This window comes from Silvibacterium dinghuense, from assembly GCF_004123295.1.
GTDB classification, from domain to species: Bacteria; Acidobacteriota; Terriglobia; order Terriglobales; family Acidobacteriaceae; genus Silvibacterium; species Silvibacterium dinghuense.
Genome location: NZ_SDMK01000001.1, coordinates 1,568,124 through 1,590,081, shown reverse-complemented (window position 1 = coordinate 1,590,081; position 21,958 = coordinate 1,568,124). Strand labels below are relative to the sequence as shown.

Sequence of the window (21,958 nt, the reverse complement as noted above, 5' to 3'; positions counted from 1 at the left end):
ACTCAGAATTGAAGTTTGAGCGCAAATTGCATGGAACGTGGCCCACCCATCTGATAGAGCAAGCTGGTTGTCGCTAAACCTTGGTTGAGTGTATTTGTCGCCTGACCAAACGTCGTATCCGTGAGAACTGAATCGATCGTGCCGAAGTTCGGATGATTAAGGCTATTGAAGCTCTCTGCACGGAATTGCAAATTAAGATTGTCATGTAGGCGGAATTCTCGTTTTACAGCAATGTTCATCTGAGTGGCTCCAAAGCCGCGAACAAAGTTCCTTGGCGCTGTGCCGATGCTGCCTGTCGCGGGAAGAGTGAAGGCTGCTTTATTGATTTCGCGACCACCGGGAATACTCGTGATGTGAAGATACAACGGCTGATTCGGAACCAAGTTGACGCCTGGATAGTAAATCGTGCCTGTCGCAGCATCCACCGCAGCTGAGCCGAGAATATTTACTGGAAATCCCGACCGCGAAATGAGATGACCATCAATCGCCCATTCGTTAATAAGTGCGTCAATAATCATCCCGCGATGCACGATTGGGGTTTCCCAGGTTGCGCCGGCAGTGAAGTTATTGCGCACATCGAAGTCCGAATTTCCACGTTGAAGGGGTAGGGTAGTAAAGTTTGATCCATAATCGAGCGAATGGGACCACGTGTAAGCCACCAACGCTTGCACGCCATGCGCTACACTGCGCTGAAACTTGGTTTGAAGCGACTGATAGTTTGACGTGGGCCCATTCGTGTACTGGATAATTGTTCCGAAGTTCGGGTTCAGAGCATGGATGGAGAATTCATTTTCCTGGAGCAGCCGTCGGCCATTGGCGGCCACATAGCTAATGGTTAGCGTCTGCGCCTGGCCGAGTCCTTGTTCGACAGCCGAACTCCACTCAAGCGTATAAGGCAATTGCAGGTGGGGATAGGGCGCATAAATCACCGTGCTGGTGTAGGGCGGCGCAAGCGAGAAAGTCAGGCTGGCGAGGTTTGGAAATGGCAAAGGGGCATTTTGAAGAGCCTTGGAGGTAAAGTTTCCGGGCGATTGCGTGAAGCCGGCTGCAACAGATTGATTGCCAGTATCGAAGAAGACGCCACCCCCTGCGCGAAAGACCGTCTGGTATCCAGGGTTATTGTTGGCGGTCCACGCAACACCTAGGCGGGGGGCGAAGTTATACCAAGTCGTCTTATATAGAGCTGTATTTTCCGGTGCTAAGGAGAGTCCGGCAGGATCACTGAGGCTTCCCGATAATGTATAGGGAAGCGGGCCAATCCCCGAACTGGGAGACGGGTTCACATCCCACCGCACGCCTAACGACAGACTTAGCGGTGACCGCACTCTCCATTCGTCCTGCGCGAATCCCGAGAACTCACGGAACCTGGGCTCAGTGTTTGGTTTAGTGATAGTGCCAGTGCCGCTCAGGGCGCTGTTGGAGAGAAGTTGGCTTGCATTTGTATAGAGGTAAAACACACTAGGGGTTGCCGCTACATTTAGCGAGTCAATGTAGCGATAGTCGATACCAAATTTGAAGGTGTGCCGCCCTAGAAGCCATGAAAGCGTATCGGTTACATTCCACTGATGCATTTGTATGCGCGTTGGCGCCAACTGGAGAGCCGTGTAATTTCCGCCCAGGGACAATGCCACACCCGGCCCCGGGTTGGGAGATATATTGGCGCCGAGATCTGCTGCAAGATCGGTGGACTGTGCTCCTCCGAAGTTGTCCATGATATATTTTGTGCCGTTATTGCTGTCCACATATCCCAGACGAAATTCATTAGTGACATTAGTATTCAACTGGTTCGTTGCCCCGAGGGTGTAGGTATGATTCCCCGAGGTTGTGGGGTTGTATATCGATAGATTCCTCGCCGATGAGCTACTTGGTACATCGCTAAAACGGAAGAACAACCGCATTCTGGACGATACGGCTTGGTCCAGACGTATGCTCGTAGAATCGATTTGGCTTGGCAACGAGTCGGACTGAATGAACTGTGCCAAGCCGCTGCTGTAATCCATTCCTCCTGAAGTTGGCAAGGGAAAAGCGTTCAGTATCGGGCGCATGACAGCTGGCAACATTGGGTTCTGTCGGAGCGCAAGGTCGGGGACATACTTCAGCACTGCCGGTTGAGGCTGCGTTAGCCGAAGACCTTCATACGAGACGAAGAAGAAGCTTTTATCCCTGCCGTCGTATAGTGCTGGAATTGTTATTGGGCCGCCCAAAGTTCCTCCGAAATCGTTTTGCCGTAAGGCGGGTGCTTTGGTGTGGTAGTAGTCTGTAAACCAATTATTGGCATCAAAAAAATTGTTTCGGAGATAGTCAAAAATACTGCCATGAAAGTCATCTGTGCCAGATCGGGTAATAAACGAGAATTGTCCGCCAGGCGTTCTCCCATACTCCGCCGAGTACGTTGAACTATTGACACGGAATTCCTGTAACGCGTCGACAGAGACGAGGCTCTGTGTCGTTCCGAGGGCCGTCGAAGATTGGACAACCCCACTTGGGACGGAAGCACTCGTGTTCGCAGAGACTCCGTCGACAATATAGGAATTCGATTCAGTTCTTTGTCCGTTGACGCTGAAGTCCCCGCCAGTTCCCACACCTGCCACGGTATTCTGGGGGGTCTGCGTAACAACGCCGGGTGTCAGCAAAATGAGATCCTGAAAACTGCGCCCGTTGAGTGGAAGATTTGCTACGAAATCTCCGCCTACGACTGTCCCAACCGATCCATCTGTCGTATTAATCTGAAGCCCGCTTGCATCGACCGTGACGCTCTGTGTGGCCTGGCCAATCTGCATCTTGAAGTCGAGCACGGCGCTTTGTCCGACGTTGAGCGTAATCGGAGTGCTGGCCGCTGTACTAAATCCCTCAGCCTGCACGAAAACTTTGTACAGGCTCGGATCGAGACCGGGCACGATATATCGCCCGCTTCCATTTGTCTCGACCTTTCGTTCTGTACCGGTTCGCTGATCCACGACGCGAACCAGGGCCTTGGGTATTACAGCTCCGGAGGAATCGGAGACCTCGCCCTGAAGTTGAGTGTTTTGGGCGAGAGCGGCAGAACCCAGACCGAAGATGAAAATTGATACAAGTAGAACGCGAAGCTGGCGAGTCATCGTCATCTGCTCCTGAAGTATGTTTATTGATCGTTGTGCGCAGCCGAGGGGAACGTCGGTATCTGGGTGATACGGGTGCGGATAGCGGCGCCCGAAGTCATGATTTCGTTTGCAATCACTGCAGCAGGCCGCGACTGACCTGGGCCGCCGGTGATCAACTCCTGGCAGAGTTCCTGATAGTGACGAACCTGTTGAGAGAAATCCTTATCCGGCACGCCTGACGTCGGCGATGAGATCGTTTGACTGGAATCGATAAGACCAAGCGAAAGAAGCGCGCGTTTGTCCATGTCGAGCCCGGATTGAATGGCTGTTACATAGTTTTGGGAAAGGGCCGTCAACTGCTGCTGACGGTCAGCAGGAAGCTGATTGTCTTCCTTGAACCGTTGTTGCAATTCAGAGAGGTGAGTCTGCGCCTGCTGTACTCGCAGACAACCGCTCAACAGATCCTGCGAGACAGTAGCTAGTTGAGCGAGCGGCATCTTTTGAGCACGCAGATACTGCTCCAACGGAGACTGTTGCGCCTCCACGGAGTACGCCTGAAGAGGTTGTGCTGTGCGAGGTGGAGTCGGCAGCGGATTGTTGCTAAGTTCCTCGACACTCAGGATTGATGGACGCACATGTGGAACCTGAAGCAATTGCGAGACGAGTTGGTGCTTGCGTTCGTCCGTGTCGACGACGCCTTTCACCTCAATGCCGGTCGACGAGCGATCCAGATGGATCTGTTCGCCCTGATCCGCGTGAAGCTGGCTCAGGACAACGCGTGCTTCAAGCTCCGCCTCATCCAGTTCGAGATCCGAGAGCAGATGCGGCAGATGCAGTGCCGGATGAATCCCCGCAGAACCAGAGATAGTCCCTTCCAGCGGCTCAAACCAGTCCTGATTGACTGCTGCCCACGGCATGACGTCATAGTTCAACTCGGCAATCTCGATCATTCCCTCATCCCGCAGCTCGATCGTGCGCGCCACCGGATGGAAGTCGCTCTCTCGAACCGTGAGCGATTCCTTGAGAATCGGGCTGGACACAGCATCCGTCGAAGTCGTCAGAGTGAGCAGATTGCTACCGGTCTGCGCAACAACATCGCGCCTTCCGAGTTGGTGATCATGCCAAGTCGCATAGTTGACTGCAGAGAGCGGTTCATCCCAGTTCACCCCCGCAACGTCGAGCCGATCCTTGAGCTTCTGGTCGGCTGCGGTCAGATGCTGCTGCCTGGGCTTCCTCTTCTTCTGAGGATCGCGATAGATGGCACGCTCCATCGCATGACCAGATTCACTGATCCGCACTTTCTGATAGATCACTCCCGCGCGGCTGGCTGCCAGCGCTGAGGTGTCCGACTGCTCTGCACGATTCAGAAGTGTGCGTGGAGAGATTCGCGGGCCGCTCCGCGTCCACAGCAGGAAGCAGACGATAGAGCAGAGGCCAAAGAGCATGGCGCTCGCAAGGAGAGGATTCATCTTTGAGGGAATACCTGTAAGCCGTGACCAGAAGTGCCGGGGCCATTCAAGCAACCCAGGCTGCTCAAATGTGGTCAGCTTTGGCGCTACCGTGTTGTATGTCTGGATTGCCGGATTTTCAGCAAGATCGCCGGCCTCGTCCGCGGCGACAAGCGGATCGCGGTAAACGACCTGGATCGCCGGTGTCTCCTCGGTGAACGAGGTGACGACCTTGATCGCACGATCGTCGCTCAGCGCTGTTTCGTGGGATTGGTAAAGATCCCCTTCGGGCGCTGGCTGCTGCACGATGACGAATGCTAGGCAAATACCTTGCTCACTGAGAACCTCGATGAACGACGGCTTTTCCGATCGACCCAGTTCCACCCGGAGTTCACTCAGCGCCGCTGTCACCTTCTGTGAGGCGCGAACCTCACCATCGACAACAATGAAAAGCCGCTGCGGACGATGCTGATCGACCTCTTCTGCGCAACGCTTCAGTTGTGTCCTGCGTCTCTCCAGATCTTTCTTCTTACGGGAGGAGCGGTTTGAAATGAGAGTCGGCAGAGAGCCTGCTGTTCCATCCGGACCTTGCGGCGTGTCCCTGCCTATGGCGTCATCCGGGGAACGATCTTCGAGGAGAGGTAGACCGAGGATTCTGTTGGCGTGATCGAGGCATATGGTGCAACTGACGAGGTGAGCCAGTTCCTGCGTCGTGAAGTTCTGACCAAGTTGCGCATACTTCGATTCCAGAGTGGAACGTCCGAAACACTCACCCGCACACGATGCGAAAATTCTTGTTCTCAGCGCATGGAATAGATGCTGCTCATTCTCAGCCCCATTTCCATTCGAAACGCGTGTTTTCTGATCACGTTTTTCGTTAATCGACCGGATCGCTCCGGGACGCTGGAGATCCATGCGGGCTTCACGACGAACGGCCTGAATCGCTTTGTCAACAGCGACCCGGCTCGACTGAACGACCTTCATCAGTTCATTCGGGAAGTATCCGAGAAAATAGCGAAGGATGAAGATGCTCGCCGATCGCGATGTGTCCTTACGGCTACAAAGATAGTCGCAAATGCGATACAGATCAGACCGGACGGAAAGAAGCTCGCTCCGATCCACCGCCCGCAGACCATGCTGGATCGAGTCGTAGTCGACAATCGAGAGGTCGTCAATGGCGTTCGTTCGCGCTCGCCTGGCCCGTGTGTAATGCAGGTTCCGAAGAGCCGAAAAGAGATAGTTTTCAGCGTTCTCGACGTGCTCAGGGGTCGTATCCAGCCGTGCGAAACGGACGTACAACTCCTGTACGAGGTCTTCGGCATCGGAGCGGTCACCACGCGTAAGTTGCAGAGCCCATTCAAGTAAACGGGAGTAGTGCTCGAAGAAAATGTCTTCGAAACTGGTGCGTCGCTCCGGTTTGGGCGGAAAGGGGAACATAATTTGCCTTTACCTATGAAGACCATTCGAAGGGGAGAAATCTGCCGAAGAAAATTTCGGAATTCTCAGATCTTTCACAATCCCGCCTTAGGTAAGCGTAGTGACGGCGAGCGGCAGATGCCCCCGGCAGACCACATAGGTCGGGTAAACACACCGGAAGCCCGTCACGCCGTGTTCCCCCACGAGCGCGCGGGCCTCCAGCATGGCATGCCGGCTGCTTCTCTCTGTTACCACACACTCAGAGTATGTGCAAATGAAATACACACACTCTGAGTTGGTGTTCATCGGGGAGCTGATTCCGAAGACTCACAGTAGTGAGTACACTTCGGAAGCAATTCGGCGCGCGATTGCGCGAGATCAGACATGCCCAAGGCTTGACCCAGGAAGAGCTTGCGGAGAAGGCATCGATCTCCCTGAACTTCCTCAATCTCATCGAGCGAGGTCAGCGGGGTCCGTCCTTCGACAGCATCGAGCGGCTCGCGAGAGCCCTGAAGCGTCCTGTGGCCGAGCTATTTCTTCCGCCGCAGAAGAAGGGCCGGAAGTAGCCTCTGACATGAAATAAAGACGGCATCGCAAATTTTCTTCGGCAGATTTCCCCTGTTTCCCTAGTCTTTATTAATAGAGGTTAACGGTAGGCAGATCCCGGGGCATCTTCCACCCAAATTTGGATAAGGTCCAGGTGAAACATGTTCCCCCATGTCTCCACTGAGGCTCTTATGTACGCTGTCGTGTTGTCGGAAGAAGGAAATCTGGGCCGAACCGCCGAGCGTCTGCATACCAGCCATTCCAATGTCAGCCGAAAGCTGAAGACTCTCCAGAGTACCTGGGGCGTCGAGCTTTTTCGCAGAAACCCTACCGGATTCGAGCCTACCCATGAAGGTCGGCTCGCAATCCGCCAATTCCGCAGATCGATCGAGCACATGCAGCGGGGGTTCGATCAGGCAGTCTACCTGTCGGTGAAGAACCAGCGACCTCTCCTGATCGGGCACTCCTTGTACATTCATGGAAGAATGCTGCCTTATCTTGAACGGCAGCGTATCCCCGGTTCGGGATTTTCAAGAATCGAACTCAGAGCGGACACGACTGTACACCTTATGAAGCAGGTCCTCCATGGTCTGCTGCACGTCGGGTTCGGTGTGGCTCCAGTGCAGGACAGGGACCTGTGGGTGGCTCCGCTTCTACAGGAACCCTTTGGGATCTGCATTCCAGCCGACCACCCATATAAGGACAAAGTCCGGCTCTCTCTCCATGACCTCGCCAACGAAACGATCTACTGGATGCCGCGTTCTGTACATCCTGGGTTTTACCGGCAGGTGACGGAGTACCTGTACGGAGTTGGCATCCAGCCCCATAACCTCCATGAGGCCAGAGCCATCATTCAGGGGATCGATCTTGCCGCAAGTCGTCTGGGAGTGGCGCTGGTGCCTGAGTCGGCAGCACGCTTTCAACACCCCGGAGTTCTTTTCAAGCCCATCACGGACAAACTGATCCAGATCGAGACGGTTGTCTTTGCACGGCGTGACCAGATGCACAATGCGGTGAGTGATTTCGTGCAGGCAGCGATCGCCGAATTAAGCCCGAGGAAAGCTCGCCTGCAGTGAACTGTGATTCGTCAATCCAGAAAGGAGGACCATACATTGAAGCCAATCTTTCCCATATTTACCGCCGCATTCTTCTTCCTTGCTGCTTGTAATAGCGCGACGAAACCCAGCGCTGCCAACTTTACGGCAGCCATCAACCAGTATCTCGCCGCTCACGGCCAGCTGTGCATTTCGACCGGCAGTCAGTTTCCGATCGACGTTCCTGCCTCTCAGCAGAGCGATCAGCATGGGATCGCCGCCAAGCTCTCAGCTCTTCAGCATGCAGGACTGGTGAACGTAACGAATACGACCGCAGTAGAGCAGAATCTGGCGAGTTCACTGTCACTGAGTCCTCGTAAGCCTGAACCCGTCAAACGGTACACAGTGAGCATAGAAGGGCAGAAGTACCTCCAACCCGTGATGACGGATTTCGGACAAACGAGCGGATTCTGCTACGGACAAAAACAGGTCGACACAATAGTCCGATGGTCAGCTCTGACCACAGTAGGATCAGCTACTGAGACGCACGTCGCATATACGTATCGCATAGTCAATCTCGCACCGTGGGGGTCGCGATCCGACGTCCAGAAAGCATTTCCAGTGATCCACACAATGGAAACTGAATCGAAAACGAACCAAGTGGTCACACTGCAATTAGGCACGGATGGATGGAGGGTCTTTTCCTCATGAACCGATCTTCAAAAGAAAACGACCAGACTACTGGTGCTATTGTGTCTTGGACACATTCTCTGCCCAGATTCGTCAGATACTCCAGAGCATGCCTCGCGCAGCTACGCTTGATCGATCAGACCCTGGAAACATTGTTGAACATAATTGGAGCGATGAGCGTATTCATGTCGACCAGACTTTTATTGAACTTCAACGGGAGGATAGGTCGGATGCGACTATTATTTGGACTAGTCGTTTTGTTAATTACCGGAGTATCAATATCCGCCTTGGCCGAGACGGCGTTCCAATTCACAGGTGCACCGGGCCCTTATTCGGTTGGTTTCCGCGCGGTTATCGAGCATGACTCCTCCCGCACATACGGGCCTCGATTCGATTCCATGGGTGCGCCAGTGACTGATAACCGCGCTCGTCCTATCCAAACGTTGATCTGGTATCCGGCGGTCAAATCCAAAGCGGATCATATGAACTATGGCAACTACTTGGATCTCTTTGCTAGTGAGGAAGGGGCTCCGGCAACAGCAGCACAAGCTGAGCAGACGGTGTTGACAAGAAAAAAAGACTATACAGCCGACGCAGACCCAACGTCTCAAATGCGGGCTACAAATGAAGCGAAACCGGACGAGGGAAAGTACCCTCTGGTCATATATGCGCCAAGTTATGGGGGACCAGCTTTTGAAAATGCCGACCTTTGCGAATATTTAGCCAGTTATGGATACGTAGTGATCGCAAGCCCTTCTATAGGGGCTCATTCGTTCAACATGATCGGCGGGATTGAAGGTGCTGAGCTGCAGGCACGCGATATTTCATTCTTGATTGGTTTCGCTCAGACACTGCGCAATGTCGACTTATCGCATATCGCAGTAATAGGCTATAGTTGGGGAGGTCTCTCCAATTTCTTTGCAGCAGCCCAAGATGATCGCATTGGAGCTCTCATAGCCCTTGACGGTTCGGCCCGCTATTTTCCCAAATTGATCAAGGATTCGAAGTATGTTCAACCACAAAACATGACGATTCCGCTTCTGTTCTTTACTCGAGGAGAAATACCTCTGGAGAGTTTAACTGGGGCGGATATGTCGGGAAATGTGTTGAATGAAATGGTCCATAGTGATGTGTATATCGTGCGGATGCACGATATGCGTCATGGCGAATTCTCTTCTATGCATCAGCGTTCGCCTGCGTACTGGCTTCGTCATCCTCCGGAGGAATACTCACAGCAGGAAACATCGAAGAGCTACGAGTGGATTGCCCGTTACACGCTCAACTTCCTTAATCTGACACTGAAAAACGATATAGCCGGAAAGGCGTTTTTAATTGCGGCACCAGCAAAGAACGGTGTGTCCGATCACATGCTTGCCGTTGATTTTCGACCAGCAAAGGAAAACCCGACCTCGCCAAAGCCCTGAGTATCCAAGCTGATGCGCGAGTGGGGCTTTACAGAGATCCAAGATGGCCGATCATGTCTCAACCGCTGTTCGCAGTCGCATCATGGGTGCGGTGCCTACTAAGAACACCGGACCGGAAAAAGCGATCAGAGCAATACTGACCCAATCAGGATATAGATATAGGCTGCACCGCAAAGATTTACCAGGAACTCCAGACATTGTGTTTCCCGGAAGACGGAAAGTCATTTTCGTCAACGGTTGCTTTTGGCATGGGCATTTAGGGTGCTCTAAGGCAGCCCTTCCGCAAACGCGAACCGACTATTGGCTGCCAAAAATTGCAAAAAACCAGGAAAACGACAAAAGAAATCAAGAAGTTCTCGAGGGCATGGGTTGGCAAGTTTTGACCGTTTGGCAGTGCGAGCTTCGCAGCCCATTCGAATTGCAGAGCAAACTTGCATCTTTTCTTGGTGCAAAGGACTGTAACTCTGTGAGCGGTACGCCAACTGCATCTTGTTTGCCTTGAGCTGAAGGTGGAAGCTTTTGGTATGAGAGTGCGGGGCGTGGAAGCGGAAGCGAAGTGGTCAGGATTGCTCAAAGAGCAAGAACAGAGCGGGCAGAGCGTAGCCAGCTTTTGCCGGGAGCGCGGTGTGCGAGCATCGCAGCTTTATGCCTGGAAGAAGCGCCTTTGTGAGCGCACCGGATCAGGCTTTGTGGAAGTCCGGAGTGGCGCCGAACAAGGAGGCGTTGGTTGGCGTAGAAACGGAGCGATTGAAGTTCGCCTTCATGGGGGCCGCGGACTTCTGGTTGAGCCTGGATTTGATCCCGATCATCTGCAGGCGCTGTTAACGGTGCTGGAGCGATCGTTGTGATTGGGTTGCCCAGCTTGCGCGACCTGGATGGAGCTTCGGGAACCCGGATCTGGCTGGCCGCCGAGCCGGCCGACATGCGCTGTGGTTTTGACCGGTTGGCGGAGCAGGTCAGGTCGGTGATCAGCCAAGACCCGTTAAGCGGCCACTTGTTCCTGTTTCGCTCCCGTCGCGCAGAGCGCTTGAAGGTTTTGACATGGGACCGTGACGGATACGTATTGTGGTACAAGCGCCTGGAACAGGGCGTCTTCAAGCTGCCGCGCCTGTCTCCAGGGACTCGCTCGGTCCAGTTGCGCCCCAGCGAGTTGGCGATGATCCTCGATGGGATCGACATGACCAAGCTGAAGCGGGTCCCCCGTTACCAGCGAAGCACACGAAGCAATAGAGAAAAAGCAATTGTCTAAGCGAGCCGGCCTCCGTTATGACATAACGGACTGGTGGCTACCATGTCTAAGTTACCCGACGATCCGGACGCGCTCAAGGCGATCATCATGCGCCTCCAAGGCGAGCGCGACGATCTGCATACAACGAATCTGCGTCTGCAGGTAGAACTGGACCGGCTGAAGAAGCGTTACTACGGTCCCCGTGCGGACCGGCTGGAGACGATGACGGATCTGGCTCAGATGCTGCTCAGCTTCGCCGAAGCACTGGACCAGAAGCCGGTGCACCCGGAAGATGCTGCTGGTTCTCCACCGGAGCAATCACAGCAGCCACAACAACCAGCCCAGCAACAGCGTCATCTGGAAAAGAGCAAGGGACGTCGCAATCTGGCCAAGTTCGAAAACCTGCCGACCACCACCTTTGTGCATGAGTTGAGTGCCGAGCAACGCGCCTGCCCATGCTGCGGAGGACAGCGTAAGGAGATCGGTTCCGAACAGAGCTGGCAGATTGAATATCATCCTGGCCATTTTGAACGACTGGAGCACATACGCAAGAAATACGCTTGTGCTGCTTGTGAGACCGAAGGAGACGGGCCGCAGATCAAGACAGCAGCTAAGCCGGAAGCTGCAATAGAGAAAGGCTTAGCCGGCCCTGGCCTGCTGTCTTTCATCGTCACCAGCAAGTTCGCCGATTATCTTCCCCTTTACCGGCTGGAAGACATCTTCGCCCGTCAGGGCTTTGAGATCGCGCGCGGCACACAATCGATCTGGTGCGGGGATGTAGCCGATCTGGTCGAGCCCTTGTATCACTTGATGGCCGTGCGAGTGCGCTTGTCTCACGTGGTAGCCACCGATGACACCATCATGCCCATGCTGCAGCAGGGCAAGACGGCCAACGCAAGAATGTGGGTTTATCTGGGGGACGGCGATCATCCCTACAATGTGTTCGACTTCACGCTGGATCGCCACCGCAACGGCCCGACGCATTTCCTCAAGGACTACAACCAGGTGCTGCTTGCCGATGCTTACGGAGGATACAACGGCGTGGTGGCTGGCAACCAAATGACCCGCGCCGGATGTTGGGCTCACTTGCGGCGCAAAGTGATCGAAGCTGAGAAGGCGGCGCCGGAAATCGCGCGGCAAACCATCTCCATGATCGCTTCTCTCTACGCAACAGAAAAACAAGCTGCGGGCATGGCGGAGGCCGAGAGGCTCAAGCTACGCGAGGAACAATCTCGACCGCAATTGGCTGTCTTGCGGGAGAAGCTTTTGGACTGGAAGCAGGAACTGTTGCCGCGCCATCCCATGGCAGAAGCTATCAGCTACGCGCTGAGCCAATGGCAACCACTGAGCGTGTTCTGCTCCGATGGTGCCGTGCCTATCGACAACAATGCCAGCGAACGAGAGATGAAGCGGATCGTGCTGAACCGCAAGAACTCGCTATTTGTCGGAAACCCTCGCGGCGGAAAAACAGCGGCCATTCTGGCCAGCATCACCTCGACCTGCCGCCGTCTCGATCTGGACCCACATCGCTATCTGACACAGCTGCTGGTCAACTTACCCACAACGGCCCCCAATCAACTCCCTGCCTGGCTCCCCGATCAGTGGAAGCTTACAGCCTTCGCTCAGCCTGAATAGCAGATCCTGCGGTTTACATACCGCTCACGTAACTCTGCAATCAAGTTCTGATTAGGTGGTCATAGTTTTCTGACACTTGCCGTGCTCGATCTGCTGAACATGCCGATGCAGGCTCTCCGCAACAATCTCACCGATTTTGACAGGTACAGCGTTGCCAATGAGCCTACCCAGAACGTTGTAACGTACTTTCTCCCCTTTTTTTATGAACTTATATGTTCGCGGGAAAGTCTGTAAAAGAGCCGCTTCTCGTAGCGTGATCGCTCGGTTTTGCTTCGGGTGTCCAAATCGCCCGTTCCCGTAGCCGAAGCATTGAGTCGTAATGGTAGGAGCCGGCTTATCCCACTCCATACGCCCATAGACCGACGGATAGGTTGCCCCAGACTCTCTTTTATGGCACTTCGCCAAAAGACTCTCATCCCAGTCGCGCCAAGTTCCGCCTGGAGTAGACGCCTTGATCCTTCGAAGGTTTAGCTCGCTGAGTTTGCATGCTGAATGCAAGGAATCAGTTGGATCGAAATCTCCAGCGTTCAATCGCGGCAGAGAAGAAATCGCTTGCCTGACAGTGGCTTTTTTCTTGCCTTTAAAGCTTTCTGGAGATACTAACTCAATCGGACCAAGGCGGGAGGCTAACAGTACAAGCCGCTTACGTGTCTGCGGCACGCCGTATTGGGCACAATCGATGATCTGCCAAGACACGTGATACTCGATCAAGCTGCTAATCAGTTGATCGAATACCTCGTGATGAACTAATTGCGGCACATTCTCCATCGTTACTAAATCTGGCTTCGCTTCACGAGCCAAGCGAGCGAAATCCGATACGAGGTCCCAGCGTTTTTTGCTTCCCGGATGTTTGCCCTTCTGCCGCCCATATGTGGAAAAGGGCTGGCATGGAGCGCAACCCGCAAGTAAAGTACGATTGCCTTTGGTCCATAGGGAGCACACGTACTCGCCCGATACCGAATGAACGTCCAGTTCGAGAAACTTGGCGCTATTATTCGTTTCGTATGGAAAACGGCATTCCGGGTCCAAGTCAATACCAGCTATAACCCGAACGCCCCCTTTTGCGAGACCGTGAGTGAGTCCTCCTACACCACAGAAAAGATCAACGCACTCGATCATGGACGCCTCGCAGGATCGAGATATTCGTAACCCTCTATGTAGGCGCGAAAGCCGGCGATAATTTCGCGCAAATAAAGAGCAGTTCGTGCTTTAAGGTCGCGTAAGTCTATGACAGTTACGCCCTCGCCGCATTCCGAAAAAGAAAGACTGCCGTGCCCTAGCCGATTGCGGAGGTCCTTGACCAAGGCCAGTGGGCCTTTGTCATCGCGGACTGGCTGTTTCACGCTACGGAGAGCTTCTTGGCTGAGTTGTATTTGAAGCCCGAGACGCTCGGCGATCTGTTGAATCACGAGATCATCAATGTTGCTACGTCGTTCTATGCTGAATCTCAAGAGAGGCAGCGCATTGATGAGTTGCTCGCAAACCTCAACGGCACTGTTCAAACGATGCTCCGCAGTGAGTTCGAGATGAGTACGAGCCGTCGACCGAATCCACTCCCTGCGAACGAGTGCTGCTAAATCGCTCGGTTTCCAGCGGCCATTTTCGGTGGCCGCGCTGCAAACCGCATCGATACACCATGTGATGGTGGCTTCAACGAGGTTGTAAAGCTGAAGATAAACGGACGAGTAGAGAATTTTTTGCTGCTGAGTCGTGATAGAAGATTCACCAATTTTCGGCGGACCTATGGCGACTTGTTGCTCCAGATGCTCCAGCAAGTCCAAGTAGACCTCGATCTCTTGGAGACGCTCTTCAAAAGACTGTGTGAGTGGGTCCATAGCTATTTCACGATCCCAAGCAGGCGATCACGAACGAATCCGATCCTGCGTTCCAGTCGGGCAATTGCATTTGCCCCATCGGAGCCCGTGACTTCTCTGAATTCATCGCTATCTAGCCACTGGGCGACGCTAATCTGATTCGCAGTAAGCGCGGGATTCTCTTTCAACGCCAGGAATGTACCTATCGCAATTGCTTCAAATCGTGCGCGAGGCGTAGCGACTCCATCTCGCGTTCTGCGGAACCCATACGGGAAAATCTCTGAAACGAACTTCATCGTTTGCCCAAACCGCTTTTTATACTCATCGGTTGCAGTTGGATTCTCTGTTAGGTATGCGTTCATCTTCTTAGCATAGGCAAAGAGGAAAGGAGACACTCTATCCTCATATCCATCCAGCCCATCTCCATAGGCAAAGAATCGCGTCACCAGTTCTTCCCGCTCCCGCAATTTCGCCTGCTTATCGGGCACTGGGGCGAGCGCTGCAAACTGGTCATCTTGAGCAAGTTCTATGACCAAGTTAAGGAACGGCCCTACAAGAGCCCCACGGCGGACCTCCGCTTTGTTGGCAATCTTGCTGCCGGTATTGATTCGGTCGAAGAGATCAAATCTAGCCTGTTCATCGGCATGCTCATTGAGGACAATCCCGCGAATCGAACGATTTTTGATCTTCCTTTGACGAGACTCGGGGAGATCATTAAAAGACATTCCCTCAAGAGAGGAGAGATTTTCCAACTCTCCCAAGACCATCCCGCCAAGGATGAATTGCTGAATCGTTCTGAGGCGCTGAGAACCGTCTACTATTTCGAGTTTGCCGGAAGTCGGACTTTCCCAAAAAAAGAGGAACGGGATTGGCAACCCCATAAGGAGCGACTCGATAAACCTATGTTTTCGTTCTGGTTCCCAGGTATCCTCGCGCTGGTAAGGGGGAATAACGAACTCACCGCTTTCCATCTTGGAAGCAAGTAGTTCAACAGTGTATTCCGTGAGGTAGAACTCGATTCTCTTCGAGTGCTCTACGATTTCCTTCTCGGCAGCCGCTTTCTGTTCTTCGGTAATGAACGAAAGTTGCACATCATCTGCCGGGTTACTCCTCGGGCTGCTCATTCCGCTATGCTCCCTGTGACTCCCCTACATCGCTCAGGTTGCAGTGGTTGATTACGGGTAGCCTGTGCGAATTTTAGCAGATGCTTGCACTCTTTTGGACGCCGTTGCACGACCCCAACATGGAGGGTAAAGATTCCCCAATCTCTGACGGCTCATAAACATAGCCTTTATCCGGCGAATTGGCGAGCGATGCGGAATCTCTTTTATCCGTAGCTCAGATCTCCCCAAAACATCAAGCCGCCGGATGGAGGACGAGGCCATTCAGAGGAACACGCAGCGGAGTGTAATGCTGAACAAAGCCGTCTCTGGCCACCACTCTTCTTCCATGAAAACCTATCGGTCGCGCTCAAAACGCGCGCAGCGCCGTGTTTTCTCTTGCGGCCCTGCGCAAAAGGCCGGCGTCGGCGGTCAGGTTGCGTCCTTATTCCGCTGAACGAGCAAAGGCCGGCAGAATTTCTCTGCCGGCCTTTGTAGCGATGACCCGCTCTGTGCTCAGAAGATGCGATAGTTCAGGCCCGCGCTGAAGCTCTTGGGGCTTAAGCCATTTTGTATCACGTTGATATGGCCGTAGCTGGCTTCGCCCGCGCGCACCCATAAGCGGTGGGTAAGCCGATAATCGACGCCACCGATGATCTGCCAGGCAAAGTTGTTGGATCCTACAAGTGCGCTTCCGGGGTATCCGGTGTAGGGCAGAACAGTGTGGGTGACCCCTGGTTCAAACGCTAGGTAGGGGATGAAGCGATGGAAGGGGTACTGAACGCGAGGACCTGTCAGGATGGAAGACTGGTGCATGGTTGAAGGTCCCCAGCGCAGCATGGATCCGCGTACTTCCAGTCCGATCCAGCGTGAGCGTTGAAAGTATCCGCCGGCAGTTACGCCTCTGAGATACTCGGCGTCATAGTTCGGGAAGCCGAAGCTGAGCTCGCCGAATACGTGTGCTCCATTCGCGTCTCCGCCTCCATATGCGGCTGGGGCGGCCTGGGCAAAGGCCGACGAAGCCGTGATCGTTCCCAGGGCCCAGGCGATCAAAAATTTGTAAATGGATTTCATGGACTCTCCCTAATAAATCAAATGGGCGGAGGGATTCACGATGGGTTTTGATGCAGCTCTGAATATGGAATCGCCAACCGATTGATGGATTGAAATAACCAAGGGAACGCTTCGATAGTCACCTATTGGAAGGTTACTTTTCAATATTACCCAGACGAGTGGGATGTGAAAGCTTTGCCCTGGGTTGGCGATATGAAGGAATCTTCATGTTGAGATGTGCCGGGAGCCCGCTGCTTCAACCGGCACATTGTATTGATTTCATTGAATTAACGCGGGCGCTCCCAGGGTTGGAGCACCTTGACGGATTTCATTCCGGCGGCCGTGGCGGCTTGGATACCCATTTCTGTGTCTTCGAAGACCAGGCAGGCGGTTGGCTCTACGCCGAGACGATCGGCAGCGAGAAGGAACGGTTCCGGGTGGGGCTTTCCATGGGTGTATTCGCCCGCGCATACCAGCACTTCGAACTTATCGAGCAATCCCAGTGCTTCGAGCGAGGCCACGACGCTTTCGCGCGTGGAGCCGGAGACCACGGCGAAAGGGATTTTCCCGTGCTGGGCATGGATCTGCTCGAGCACTTCCGGCACGCCCTGAAGCTGCGGAAGCATCTCGTAATAAAGCTGTTCCTTGCGATGCGCGACTTCCTCCACGGGCATCGAGAGGCCCTGCTGTTCGTTGAGCAGGGAGATGATTTTGACCACCGGGTAGCCGCCCCAGGCATAAAAGGTCTGTTCGGGAAACTCGCATTGCCACTCCCCAAGGGCTCTTTTCCAGGCGACGTAGTGGAGCGGCATGGAATCCACAATCGTGCCGTCGCAGTCAAAAAGAAAAGCGGCGAAGGGACCGGCGGGCAGGGCGAGAGGCTGGTGCATGAGCGGTAAATCTCCTGGGATAGGCAAGGTGCTGTCTCTATTTTCAGGGAAGCCGGCGGCTTTAGAACGCGTCATCAAGTTGTTGAAGGCAAAAAGGCAAGAAGAAAAGGGCGGCGCTGCCATTTCTGTACCGGTCACGTGGATTTCTCCCGCTTCCCGGGCAATTTCAGGTACTCTATATAGGCCCTGTTTGGGAAGGTTTGGAGGTGTTGTTCGTGGCAGAGGTTCGTGTACAGGAAGGCGAGCCGCTTGAAAATGCACTGCGCCGGTTTAAGCGCAAGGTGCAGCAGGAAGACATCATCAAGGAAGTCAAGCGTCACTCCTTCTACCTGAAGCCGGGCGAAAAGCGTCGCGTGAAGGAAGCGCTGGCGCGTAAGCGTAATCGTAAGAAGGCTCGTAAGGAGCAGGACTAACCTTCGAGTTCTGGAGTATAGATGGTAAGCGGCGCCGCAAGGCGCCGCTCCGTGTAAGTGAAGTGGTAAGCGCTGGTTCGAAAATCGCCCCACGCCGTTTTCGGACCGGTACTGCCGGGCATCCCCGAGGCCGAATTTTTGTCTTAGGGAAATCAATGCCTGGCGAACTTCGAGTGACCCCCTCCACTTGAAGCATGGCTGCGCAAGCAGCATCGGGCCCCCAGAAGCAAGTTATCGCAGCATTGCGGTCGAGTCAGTGGGCCGGAATTCCTCGCGAATGGTCCCCCCTCTCGCCTCAATGATCGCGTGACGATGCAGGAAGTCATGAAAGGCCAGTGCTTGGCAGGCGCTGGAGCCCGTGCATCGGGTTGGAAGCGCGATGCGGGCAAGGACGCGGGATGGACTTCGTAGATAGAACTTTGAAGTGCGTGGATTGCGGAAGCGATTTCGTTTTTACTGCGGGCGAGCAACTCTTTTTTCACGACAAGCAGTTTAAGAACGACCCCAAGCGATGCAAAAACTGCAAGGCGAAGCGGGCTTCCGGGCCGGGTGCCGTGCGTTCGGAGACGCGGACGGTGTGCTCTGAATGCGGAATGGAGACAACCGTGCCCTTCAAGCCGACGCAGGGGCGTCCAGTTCTCTGCCGACAGTGTTTCCAGCAGAAGCGCGCTGCCCCGCAGGCGAGCTAGGGCCTCATATGCCTTCAAGATTGCCTGCGGTTGGGTCTTTGCAGGGGAAGGAAGGTCTAGCGGGCCGAGGCCAGTTTGCGGCCAGTTGCCTTTCGTGGAGCAGGAGATACCTCAGCAGCTGCTACGGCTGCTTTGCTCTTCTTATCTTCGTGCGTGACCAGTAGGGCCTCGATCTGCAGCAGCAGGTCGCTGGTGTTCATGGGCTTTACCAGCAGTTTGTCGGGGTCTGAACCCGAACCTTCGACTTCGGTCGAAGGGAAGGCGGTGAGCATGGCGACGGCGGGCTGGTAGGCGGCCTTGCGGGCAGCCTGCACCACTTCTGCTCCGGAGCTGTCGCTCTCCATGCGCATGTCGGTCATGACCATGTGATAGTGGCCGGAGCGGATCTTGAGTTTGGCTTCGCGGGCGGAGGCGGCGGTCTCTACCTCAAAGCCACTGATTTCAAGCACGGCCTTGAGCGTTAGCAGGATGGCGAGCTCGTCGTCTACCAGCAGGATGCGGCGTTTCATGGGTCGATTCTATCCTTCAATGAACAGGCAGCGATGCGCGATAAGAGACTGGCATTGGTATGTAAGGCTGCCGCGCAACGTTCCGCCGTAAACGTACGATTGCGAAACCGGATGAGGGCGGGAGCACAGGACCGGTTACGGTTGCCAGGCAGCAGGTCGTAACCAGGCAACGGAGCAGAATACCACGAAGGGAATTCGCCTGGAGTTAAGCCCGAATGAGACCTGTTCGATAAATCGTTATGGTGAGAGTTGCGGTGCTTTTCATCGTGGAAGGGCATCCAATGGATAAAGTCACGTTATACTGAGTAGCTACGTGGCGCTGCCACGGATTTGTGGAGGAGACCCATCGATAAGCGTTCGGCCAAGCAGTTTATCCGCATCAATGAAAGAATCCGCGCACGCGAAGTGCGCGTGATTGACGACGCCGGCGAGCAGCTCGGCATTATGCCGCCTTTTGAAGCCCTGAAGGTCGCCCGCGAGCGCGGTCTGGATCTGGTTGAGGTTTCGCCTAACGCGGTTCCGCCGGTATGCCGTATCCAGGATTACGGCAAGTTCCTGTACGAGAAGGACAAGAGCGATCGGGCCGCGCGCAAGAAGCAGAAGATCATCGTGATCAAGGAAGTGAAGTTCTCGGTCACGGTCGACGAACACGACTACCAGACCAAGAAGAACCAGGCTGTCCGCTTCCTGACCGAAGGCGACAAGGTCAAGGCTTCGCTTCGCTTCAAGGGCCGCCAGATGGCGCACCGCGAGCTTGGCTATGCGATCATCAATCGCCTGATCCAGGACATCGGCGACGCCGGCACGGTCGAATTCATGCCGCGCATGGAAGGCACGACGCTGCATGCCATCCTCGCCCCGGGCAAGAAGGAAGCGCCGAAGAAGCCCGCCGCGCCACCCAAGGCTCCGGCGCCTGCCGCACCCGCTGCTCCTGCCACACCTGCGGCGACACAGGCATAACTCCTCCGTTTCCGGATTTACAGAAGAGCCTCCCGTGATCACGGGAGGCTCTTCTTTCGCGTGCGTGGCATGGGGTTGTTTGCCGTCAGGCAGGATCAGGCCTGCCGAGCATGGAAAGGGCAACTTCCGTGCTCGGGCGCGTTGTCATCGGGGAGAGCGTATTGTTTCCATTCCCGATTTGCGGCCTGCCCATAAAATCCGATGTCGGGGTGGACGGGCATGCCGTCGTAGGTCAGCATGCGCTTGTGAATGCGCCTGCGTACCTCGATGGAGATGGGTTCCTGAGTCTCCGGGTCGATAAAGAGCGTGCGTGGCTGGAAGATCAGGACCATGCCCGGTCCCAGATTCCTGCTGCGGCGCAGCCGGTATGTCGGCGATGCGCCGACGACGAACATCTCGCATCCTTCGAAAGAGAACTCCCATAGCGGATGGTCGGGGCTCCGATCCAAGGGTGGCTGTGTGTCGTGATCGTGGAGAAATTGAAGCGTATTCCAGAAGCGATCGACGAAGCCCGCATGGTCGTTGAGGCTCTTCTCCGGCTCGAAAAATGCGACAAGGCTCGATCGCCGATGTTCCTCCAGGCCGATGAGGCGAACGAATGCGCGCATGTTCGCAAGCAGTGAAGAGAGAGCGCCGGTCGAGACGAACGTGTACATCATCTCTCCGTGAATTTCTCCGCTCTGGCCGAAGAAACAGGGGTATTCCGGATGCCGAAGCTTTGCCCTGTACTCCTCGTATGCCCTGATTTTCCATTCCTTGTCGGGGGCTATGCCCAGCGTTCCCTGATCCAGTACACGGTCCGTCCAGACGGATACTTCGGAGATCATGATGCCACCCTCGCTGCCCGTGCACCCTTGCCGCGGCGCACCATGCGCCGAAAGCCTGCGGCCTGTTGCTGTCCCCAGGAGCCGTTGACCATGGCTGCTTCCGCTCCTGCATCGCCGGTTTCGACGGTGCTGTCGGCGAATCTTGCGGTTCCGAAGAGCATGTCCCACCAGGAAAGTGCAGTGCCGAAGTTGCGGCTGCGCCGGCCGGCCGCATTCCGCGCATGGTGGGTGCGATGAAAGCGCGGAGAAATCAGGATGCGGTCGCCCAGCCAGCCATAGCTGATGCGCGTGTTGGAGTGAGCCAGGCTGCCGATGAAACGGAGGCTGAGAATCAGGAACGGGAACTGGAAGGCTGGAACTCCGATCGCAAGTCCCACGGCAATCAGCCAGAGGTAGGTGATCGTGTCTTCGAGCACATGAGAGCGCTCATCGGACCAGAAGGTCATCTGCTCTTCGGCATGATGAAGCGAATGAATGCCGTACCACCATCCGAAGCGATGCGACAGGCGATGTTTCCAGTAGTCCGCGAGATCGAGAATGGCGAAGTGGAGGAAGAAGAGGACTGGCGGCAGGCCTGCAAGGAACGGGATCAGCGTGGCGAGCGAGGGTGGCGCGAGCGCGTGGCGAAGCAGAAAACGGTCGAGCCCGTTCCGGAGCCAGCTGTATTCAAAGAAGGCGACCAGCGGAAACAGAACGATGCGGACAAAGAAGGCATAGGTGACATCGGCTGCAATAGGGTTTCGTTCGGGCCAGGATGTGAGCGGCCATCGTCGCTCGATCGGCCTGCAGATGAGAATGCTGAGGCATAGCTCGAGCACTCCGCACATCGCAAAGAAAAGCCATATGGCTGCGAGCTGGCTGTGCAGGGTATGTCCAAGCGATCCGAGGAGGGGCTGGATGACATCAGGGATGCGGTCGACACTGCTAAGGCTTGCCGGGATGGAGCTGATCGGAAACGGCATAATCTCCTCCGCTCTGCGCGATAGCGGAATCAGGACAGGTCTACCCGGGAGCCGCGATCCTTTCGTGGCCTTTTACCTTGAGAAAAGGCCACCTGCATGCACATGGAGTGGGTACGGTTGTCCGGATTCCGCTCTAGCCACTTTGACTCTGAGGGGATGCCCAAGGGCGGTGGTTTTGCAGGGAACAGCGCACGCCGCGCAGCGAAGGAGTCGATCCGCATAGAGCAATGCGGCAGCGAG

The 21,958-nt window shown here is 55.0% G+C and carries 21 protein-coding genes; 11 read left to right on the top strand and 10 right to left on the bottom strand.

Annotated features, from left to right (window positions below):
* Nucleotides 1-2 precede the first annotated feature (2 nt).
* Together ESZ00_RS06280 and ESZ00_RS06275 are read right to left on the bottom strand one after the other, a co-directional pair.
* Nucleotides 3-3,098, bottom strand: coding sequence for a TonB-dependent receptor (locus ESZ00_RS06280; protein WP_229740995.1), 3,096 nt, complete (start codon nucleotides 3,096-3,098; stop codon nucleotides 3-5).
* Between the two features lie 23 nt (nucleotides 3,099-3,121).
* Nucleotides 3,122-5,965 (bottom strand): RNA polymerase sigma factor, encoded by a 2,844-nt coding sequence (locus tag ESZ00_RS06275; protein WP_129207274.1) that lies wholly within the window; start codon nucleotides 5,963-5,965, stop codon nucleotides 3,122-3,124.
* A 314-nt stretch (nucleotides 5,966-6,279) separates the two neighbouring features.
* On the opposite strand from ESZ00_RS06275, the gene ESZ00_RS06270 reads away from it, so the two are divergent.
* The 8 genes from ESZ00_RS06270 (at nucleotide 6,280) to tnpC (ending at nucleotide 12,501) form a co-directional block, all read left to right on the top strand.
* Nucleotides 6,280-6,510, top strand: coding sequence for a helix-turn-helix domain-containing protein (locus ESZ00_RS06270; RefSeq protein ID WP_129207273.1), 231 nt, complete (start codon nucleotides 6,280-6,282; stop codon nucleotides 6,508-6,510).
* A 171-nt stretch (nucleotides 6,511-6,681) separates the two neighbouring features.
* Entirely contained in the window at nucleotides 6,682-7,566 is an 885-nt protein-coding gene (locus ESZ00_RS06265) for a LysR family transcriptional regulator (protein ID WP_164981368.1), read from the top strand.
* A gap of 36 nt (nucleotides 7,567-7,602) precedes the next feature.
* The gene (locus tag ESZ00_RS06260; RefSeq protein WP_129207271.1) at nucleotides 7,603-8,235 is read left to right on the top strand and encodes a hypothetical protein; all 633 of its coding nucleotides are present in this window, start codon (nucleotides 7,603-7,605) and stop codon (nucleotides 8,233-8,235) included.
* A 107-nt stretch (nucleotides 8,236-8,342) separates the two neighbouring features.
* On the top strand, nucleotides 8,343-9,638 hold the full coding sequence (locus ESZ00_RS06255) for a dienelactone hydrolase family protein (RefSeq protein WP_164981367.1): 1,296 nt from the start codon (nucleotides 8,343-8,345) through the stop codon (nucleotides 9,636-9,638).
* A gap of 43 nt (nucleotides 9,639-9,681) precedes the next feature.
* The gene (locus ESZ00_RS06250) at nucleotides 9,682-10,140 is read left to right on the top strand and encodes a very short patch repair endonuclease (protein WP_129207269.1); all 459 of its coding nucleotides are present in this window, start codon (nucleotides 9,682-9,684) and stop codon (nucleotides 10,138-10,140) included.
* A 37-nt stretch (nucleotides 10,141-10,177) separates the two neighbouring features.
* On the top strand, nucleotides 10,178-10,486 hold the full coding sequence (gene tnpA / locus ESZ00_RS06245) for an IS66 family insertion sequence element accessory protein TnpA (protein ID WP_164981366.1): 309 nt from the start codon (nucleotides 10,178-10,180) through the stop codon (nucleotides 10,484-10,486).
* Nucleotides 10,487-10,500: 14 nt separating this feature from the next.
* Entirely contained in the window at nucleotides 10,501-10,887 is a 387-nt protein-coding gene (tnpB, locus tag ESZ00_RS06240; RefSeq protein ID WP_204520155.1) for an IS66 family insertion sequence element accessory protein TnpB, read from the top strand.
* 42 nt (nucleotides 10,888-10,929) lie between these two features.
* Nucleotides 10,930-12,501 carry an IS66 family transposase gene (tnpC, locus tag ESZ00_RS06235; RefSeq protein ID WP_129207267.1) on the top strand — a complete coding sequence of 524 codons (1,572 nt, stop codon included), beginning with the start codon at nucleotides 10,930-10,932 and terminating at the stop codon, nucleotides 12,499-12,501.
* 51 nt (nucleotides 12,502-12,552) lie between these two features.
* Here the strand turns inward: tnpC and ESZ00_RS06230 are convergent, their stop codons facing one another.
* The 5 genes from ESZ00_RS06230 to ESZ00_RS06210 all read right to left on the bottom strand — a co-directional run bounded on the left by ESZ00_RS06230 (nucleotide 12,553) and on the right by ESZ00_RS06210 (nucleotide 17,496).
* Nucleotides 12,553-13,620, bottom strand: coding sequence for a DNA cytosine methyltransferase (locus tag ESZ00_RS06230; RefSeq protein ID WP_129207266.1), 1,068 nt, complete (start codon nucleotides 13,618-13,620; stop codon nucleotides 12,553-12,555).
* Entirely contained in the window at nucleotides 13,617-14,336 is a 720-nt protein-coding gene (locus ESZ00_RS06225) for an MAE_28990/MAE_18760 family HEPN-like nuclease (RefSeq protein WP_129207265.1), read from the bottom strand. Before ESZ00_RS06225 ends, ESZ00_RS06230 begins: the two co-directional genes overlap by 4 nt.
* A gap of 2 nt (nucleotides 14,337-14,338) precedes the next feature.
* A complete protein-coding gene (locus ESZ00_RS06220; protein ID WP_129207264.1) occupies nucleotides 14,339-15,439 on the bottom strand; it encodes a DUF262 domain-containing protein in 1,101 nt (366 codons plus the stop codon).
* 492 nt (nucleotides 15,440-15,931) lie between these two features.
* Nucleotides 15,932-16,489, bottom strand: a complete 558-nt coding sequence (locus ESZ00_RS06215; RefSeq protein WP_129207263.1) for an outer membrane protein — start codon at nucleotides 16,487-16,489, stop codon at nucleotides 15,932-15,934.
* 266 nt (nucleotides 16,490-16,755) lie between these two features.
* Nucleotides 16,756-17,496, bottom strand: coding sequence for an HAD family hydrolase (locus ESZ00_RS06210; RefSeq protein ID WP_229740994.1), 741 nt, complete (start codon nucleotides 17,494-17,496; stop codon nucleotides 16,756-16,758).
* A gap of 77 nt (nucleotides 17,497-17,573) precedes the next feature.
* Between ESZ00_RS06210 and rpsU the strand changes: the two genes are divergently transcribed.
* On the top strand, nucleotides 17,574-17,771 hold the full coding sequence (rpsU, locus tag ESZ00_RS06205; RefSeq protein ID WP_129207262.1) for a 30S ribosomal protein S21: 198 nt from the start codon (nucleotides 17,574-17,576) through the stop codon (nucleotides 17,769-17,771).
* Between the two features lie 398 nt (nucleotides 17,772-18,169).
* Nucleotides 18,170-18,460, top strand: coding sequence for a zinc-ribbon domain containing protein (locus ESZ00_RS06200; protein ID WP_129207261.1), 291 nt, complete (start codon nucleotides 18,170-18,172; stop codon nucleotides 18,458-18,460).
* A gap of 56 nt (nucleotides 18,461-18,516) precedes the next feature.
* Here ESZ00_RS06200 and ESZ00_RS06195 read toward each other — a convergent pair whose 3' ends face one another.
* Nucleotides 18,517-18,969 (bottom strand): response regulator, encoded by a 453-nt coding sequence (locus ESZ00_RS06195; RefSeq protein WP_129207260.1) that lies wholly within the window; start codon nucleotides 18,967-18,969, stop codon nucleotides 18,517-18,519.
* Nucleotides 18,970-19,299: 330 nt separating this feature from the next.
* Here ESZ00_RS06195 and infC point away from each other — a divergent pair, with 330 nt between their 5' ends.
* Nucleotides 19,300-19,929, top strand: a complete 630-nt coding sequence (infC, locus tag ESZ00_RS06190; protein ID WP_129207259.1) for a translation initiation factor IF-3 — start codon at nucleotides 19,300-19,302, stop codon at nucleotides 19,927-19,929.
* 95 nt (nucleotides 19,930-20,024) lie between these two features.
* Here infC and ESZ00_RS06185 read toward each other — a convergent pair whose 3' ends face one another.
* Together ESZ00_RS06185 and ESZ00_RS06180 are read right to left on the bottom strand one after the other, a co-directional pair.
* Nucleotides 20,025-20,756: a YqcI/YcgG family protein gene (locus tag ESZ00_RS06185; protein WP_129207258.1), complete on the bottom strand. Its 732-nt coding sequence runs from the start codon at nucleotides 20,754-20,756 to the stop codon at nucleotides 20,025-20,027.
* The gene (locus ESZ00_RS06180; protein WP_129207257.1) at nucleotides 20,753-21,718 is read right to left on the bottom strand and encodes a sterol desaturase family protein; all 966 of its coding nucleotides are present in this window, start codon (nucleotides 21,716-21,718) and stop codon (nucleotides 20,753-20,755) included. The genes ESZ00_RS06185 and ESZ00_RS06180 overlap by 4 nt, the downstream gene beginning before the upstream one ends.
* Nucleotides 21,719-21,958 lie beyond the last annotated feature (240 nt).

Bases quoted from the DNA above. Each gene is read 5' to 3' on its own strand.
- ESZ00_RS06230 (WP_129207266.1), bottom strand. From the start codon at position 13,620: ATGATCGAGTGCGTTGATCTTTTCTGTGGTGTAGGAGGACTCACTCAC.
- ESZ00_RS06280 (WP_229740995.1), bottom strand. From the start codon at position 3,098: ATGACTCGCCAGCTTCGCGTTCTACTTGTATCAATTTTCATCTTCGGT.
- ESZ00_RS06265 (WP_164981368.1), top strand. From the start codon at position 6,682: ATGTACGCTGTCGTGTTGTCGGAAGAAGGAAATCTGGGCCGAACCGCC.
- ESZ00_RS06220 (WP_129207264.1), bottom strand. From the start codon at position 15,439: ATGAGCAGCCCGAGGAGTAACCCGGCAGATGATGTGCAACTTTCGTTC.
- ESZ00_RS06215 (WP_129207263.1), bottom strand. From the start codon at position 16,489: ATGAAATCCATTTACAAATTTTTGATCGCCTGGGCCCTGGGAACGATC.
- tnpC (WP_129207267.1), top strand. From the start codon at position 10,930: ATGTCTAAGTTACCCGACGATCCGGACGCGCTCAAGGCGATCATCATG.
- ESZ00_RS06180 (WP_129207257.1), bottom strand. From the start codon at position 21,718: ATGCCGTTTCCGATCAGCTCCATCCCGGCAAGCCTTAGCAGTGTCGAC.
- ESZ00_RS06275 (WP_129207274.1), bottom strand. From the start codon at position 5,965: ATGTTCCCCTTTCCGCCCAAACCGGAGCGACGCACCAGTTTCGAAGAC.
- ESZ00_RS06185 (WP_129207258.1), bottom strand. From the start codon at position 20,756: ATGATCTCCGAAGTATCCGTCTGGACGGACCGTGTACTGGATCAGGGA.
- ESZ00_RS06195 (WP_129207260.1), bottom strand. From the start codon at position 18,969: ATGAAACGCCGCATCCTGCTGGTAGACGACGAGCTCGCCATCCTGCTA.
- ESZ00_RS06250 (WP_129207269.1), top strand. From the start codon at position 9,682: ATGGCCGATCATGTCTCAACCGCTGTTCGCAGTCGCATCATGGGTGCG.
- ESZ00_RS06200 (WP_129207261.1), top strand. From the start codon at position 18,170: ATGGACTTCGTAGATAGAACTTTGAAGTGCGTGGATTGCGGAAGCGAT.
- ESZ00_RS06225 (WP_129207265.1), bottom strand. From the start codon at position 14,336: ATGGACCCACTCACACAGTCTTTTGAAGAGCGTCTCCAAGAGATCGAG.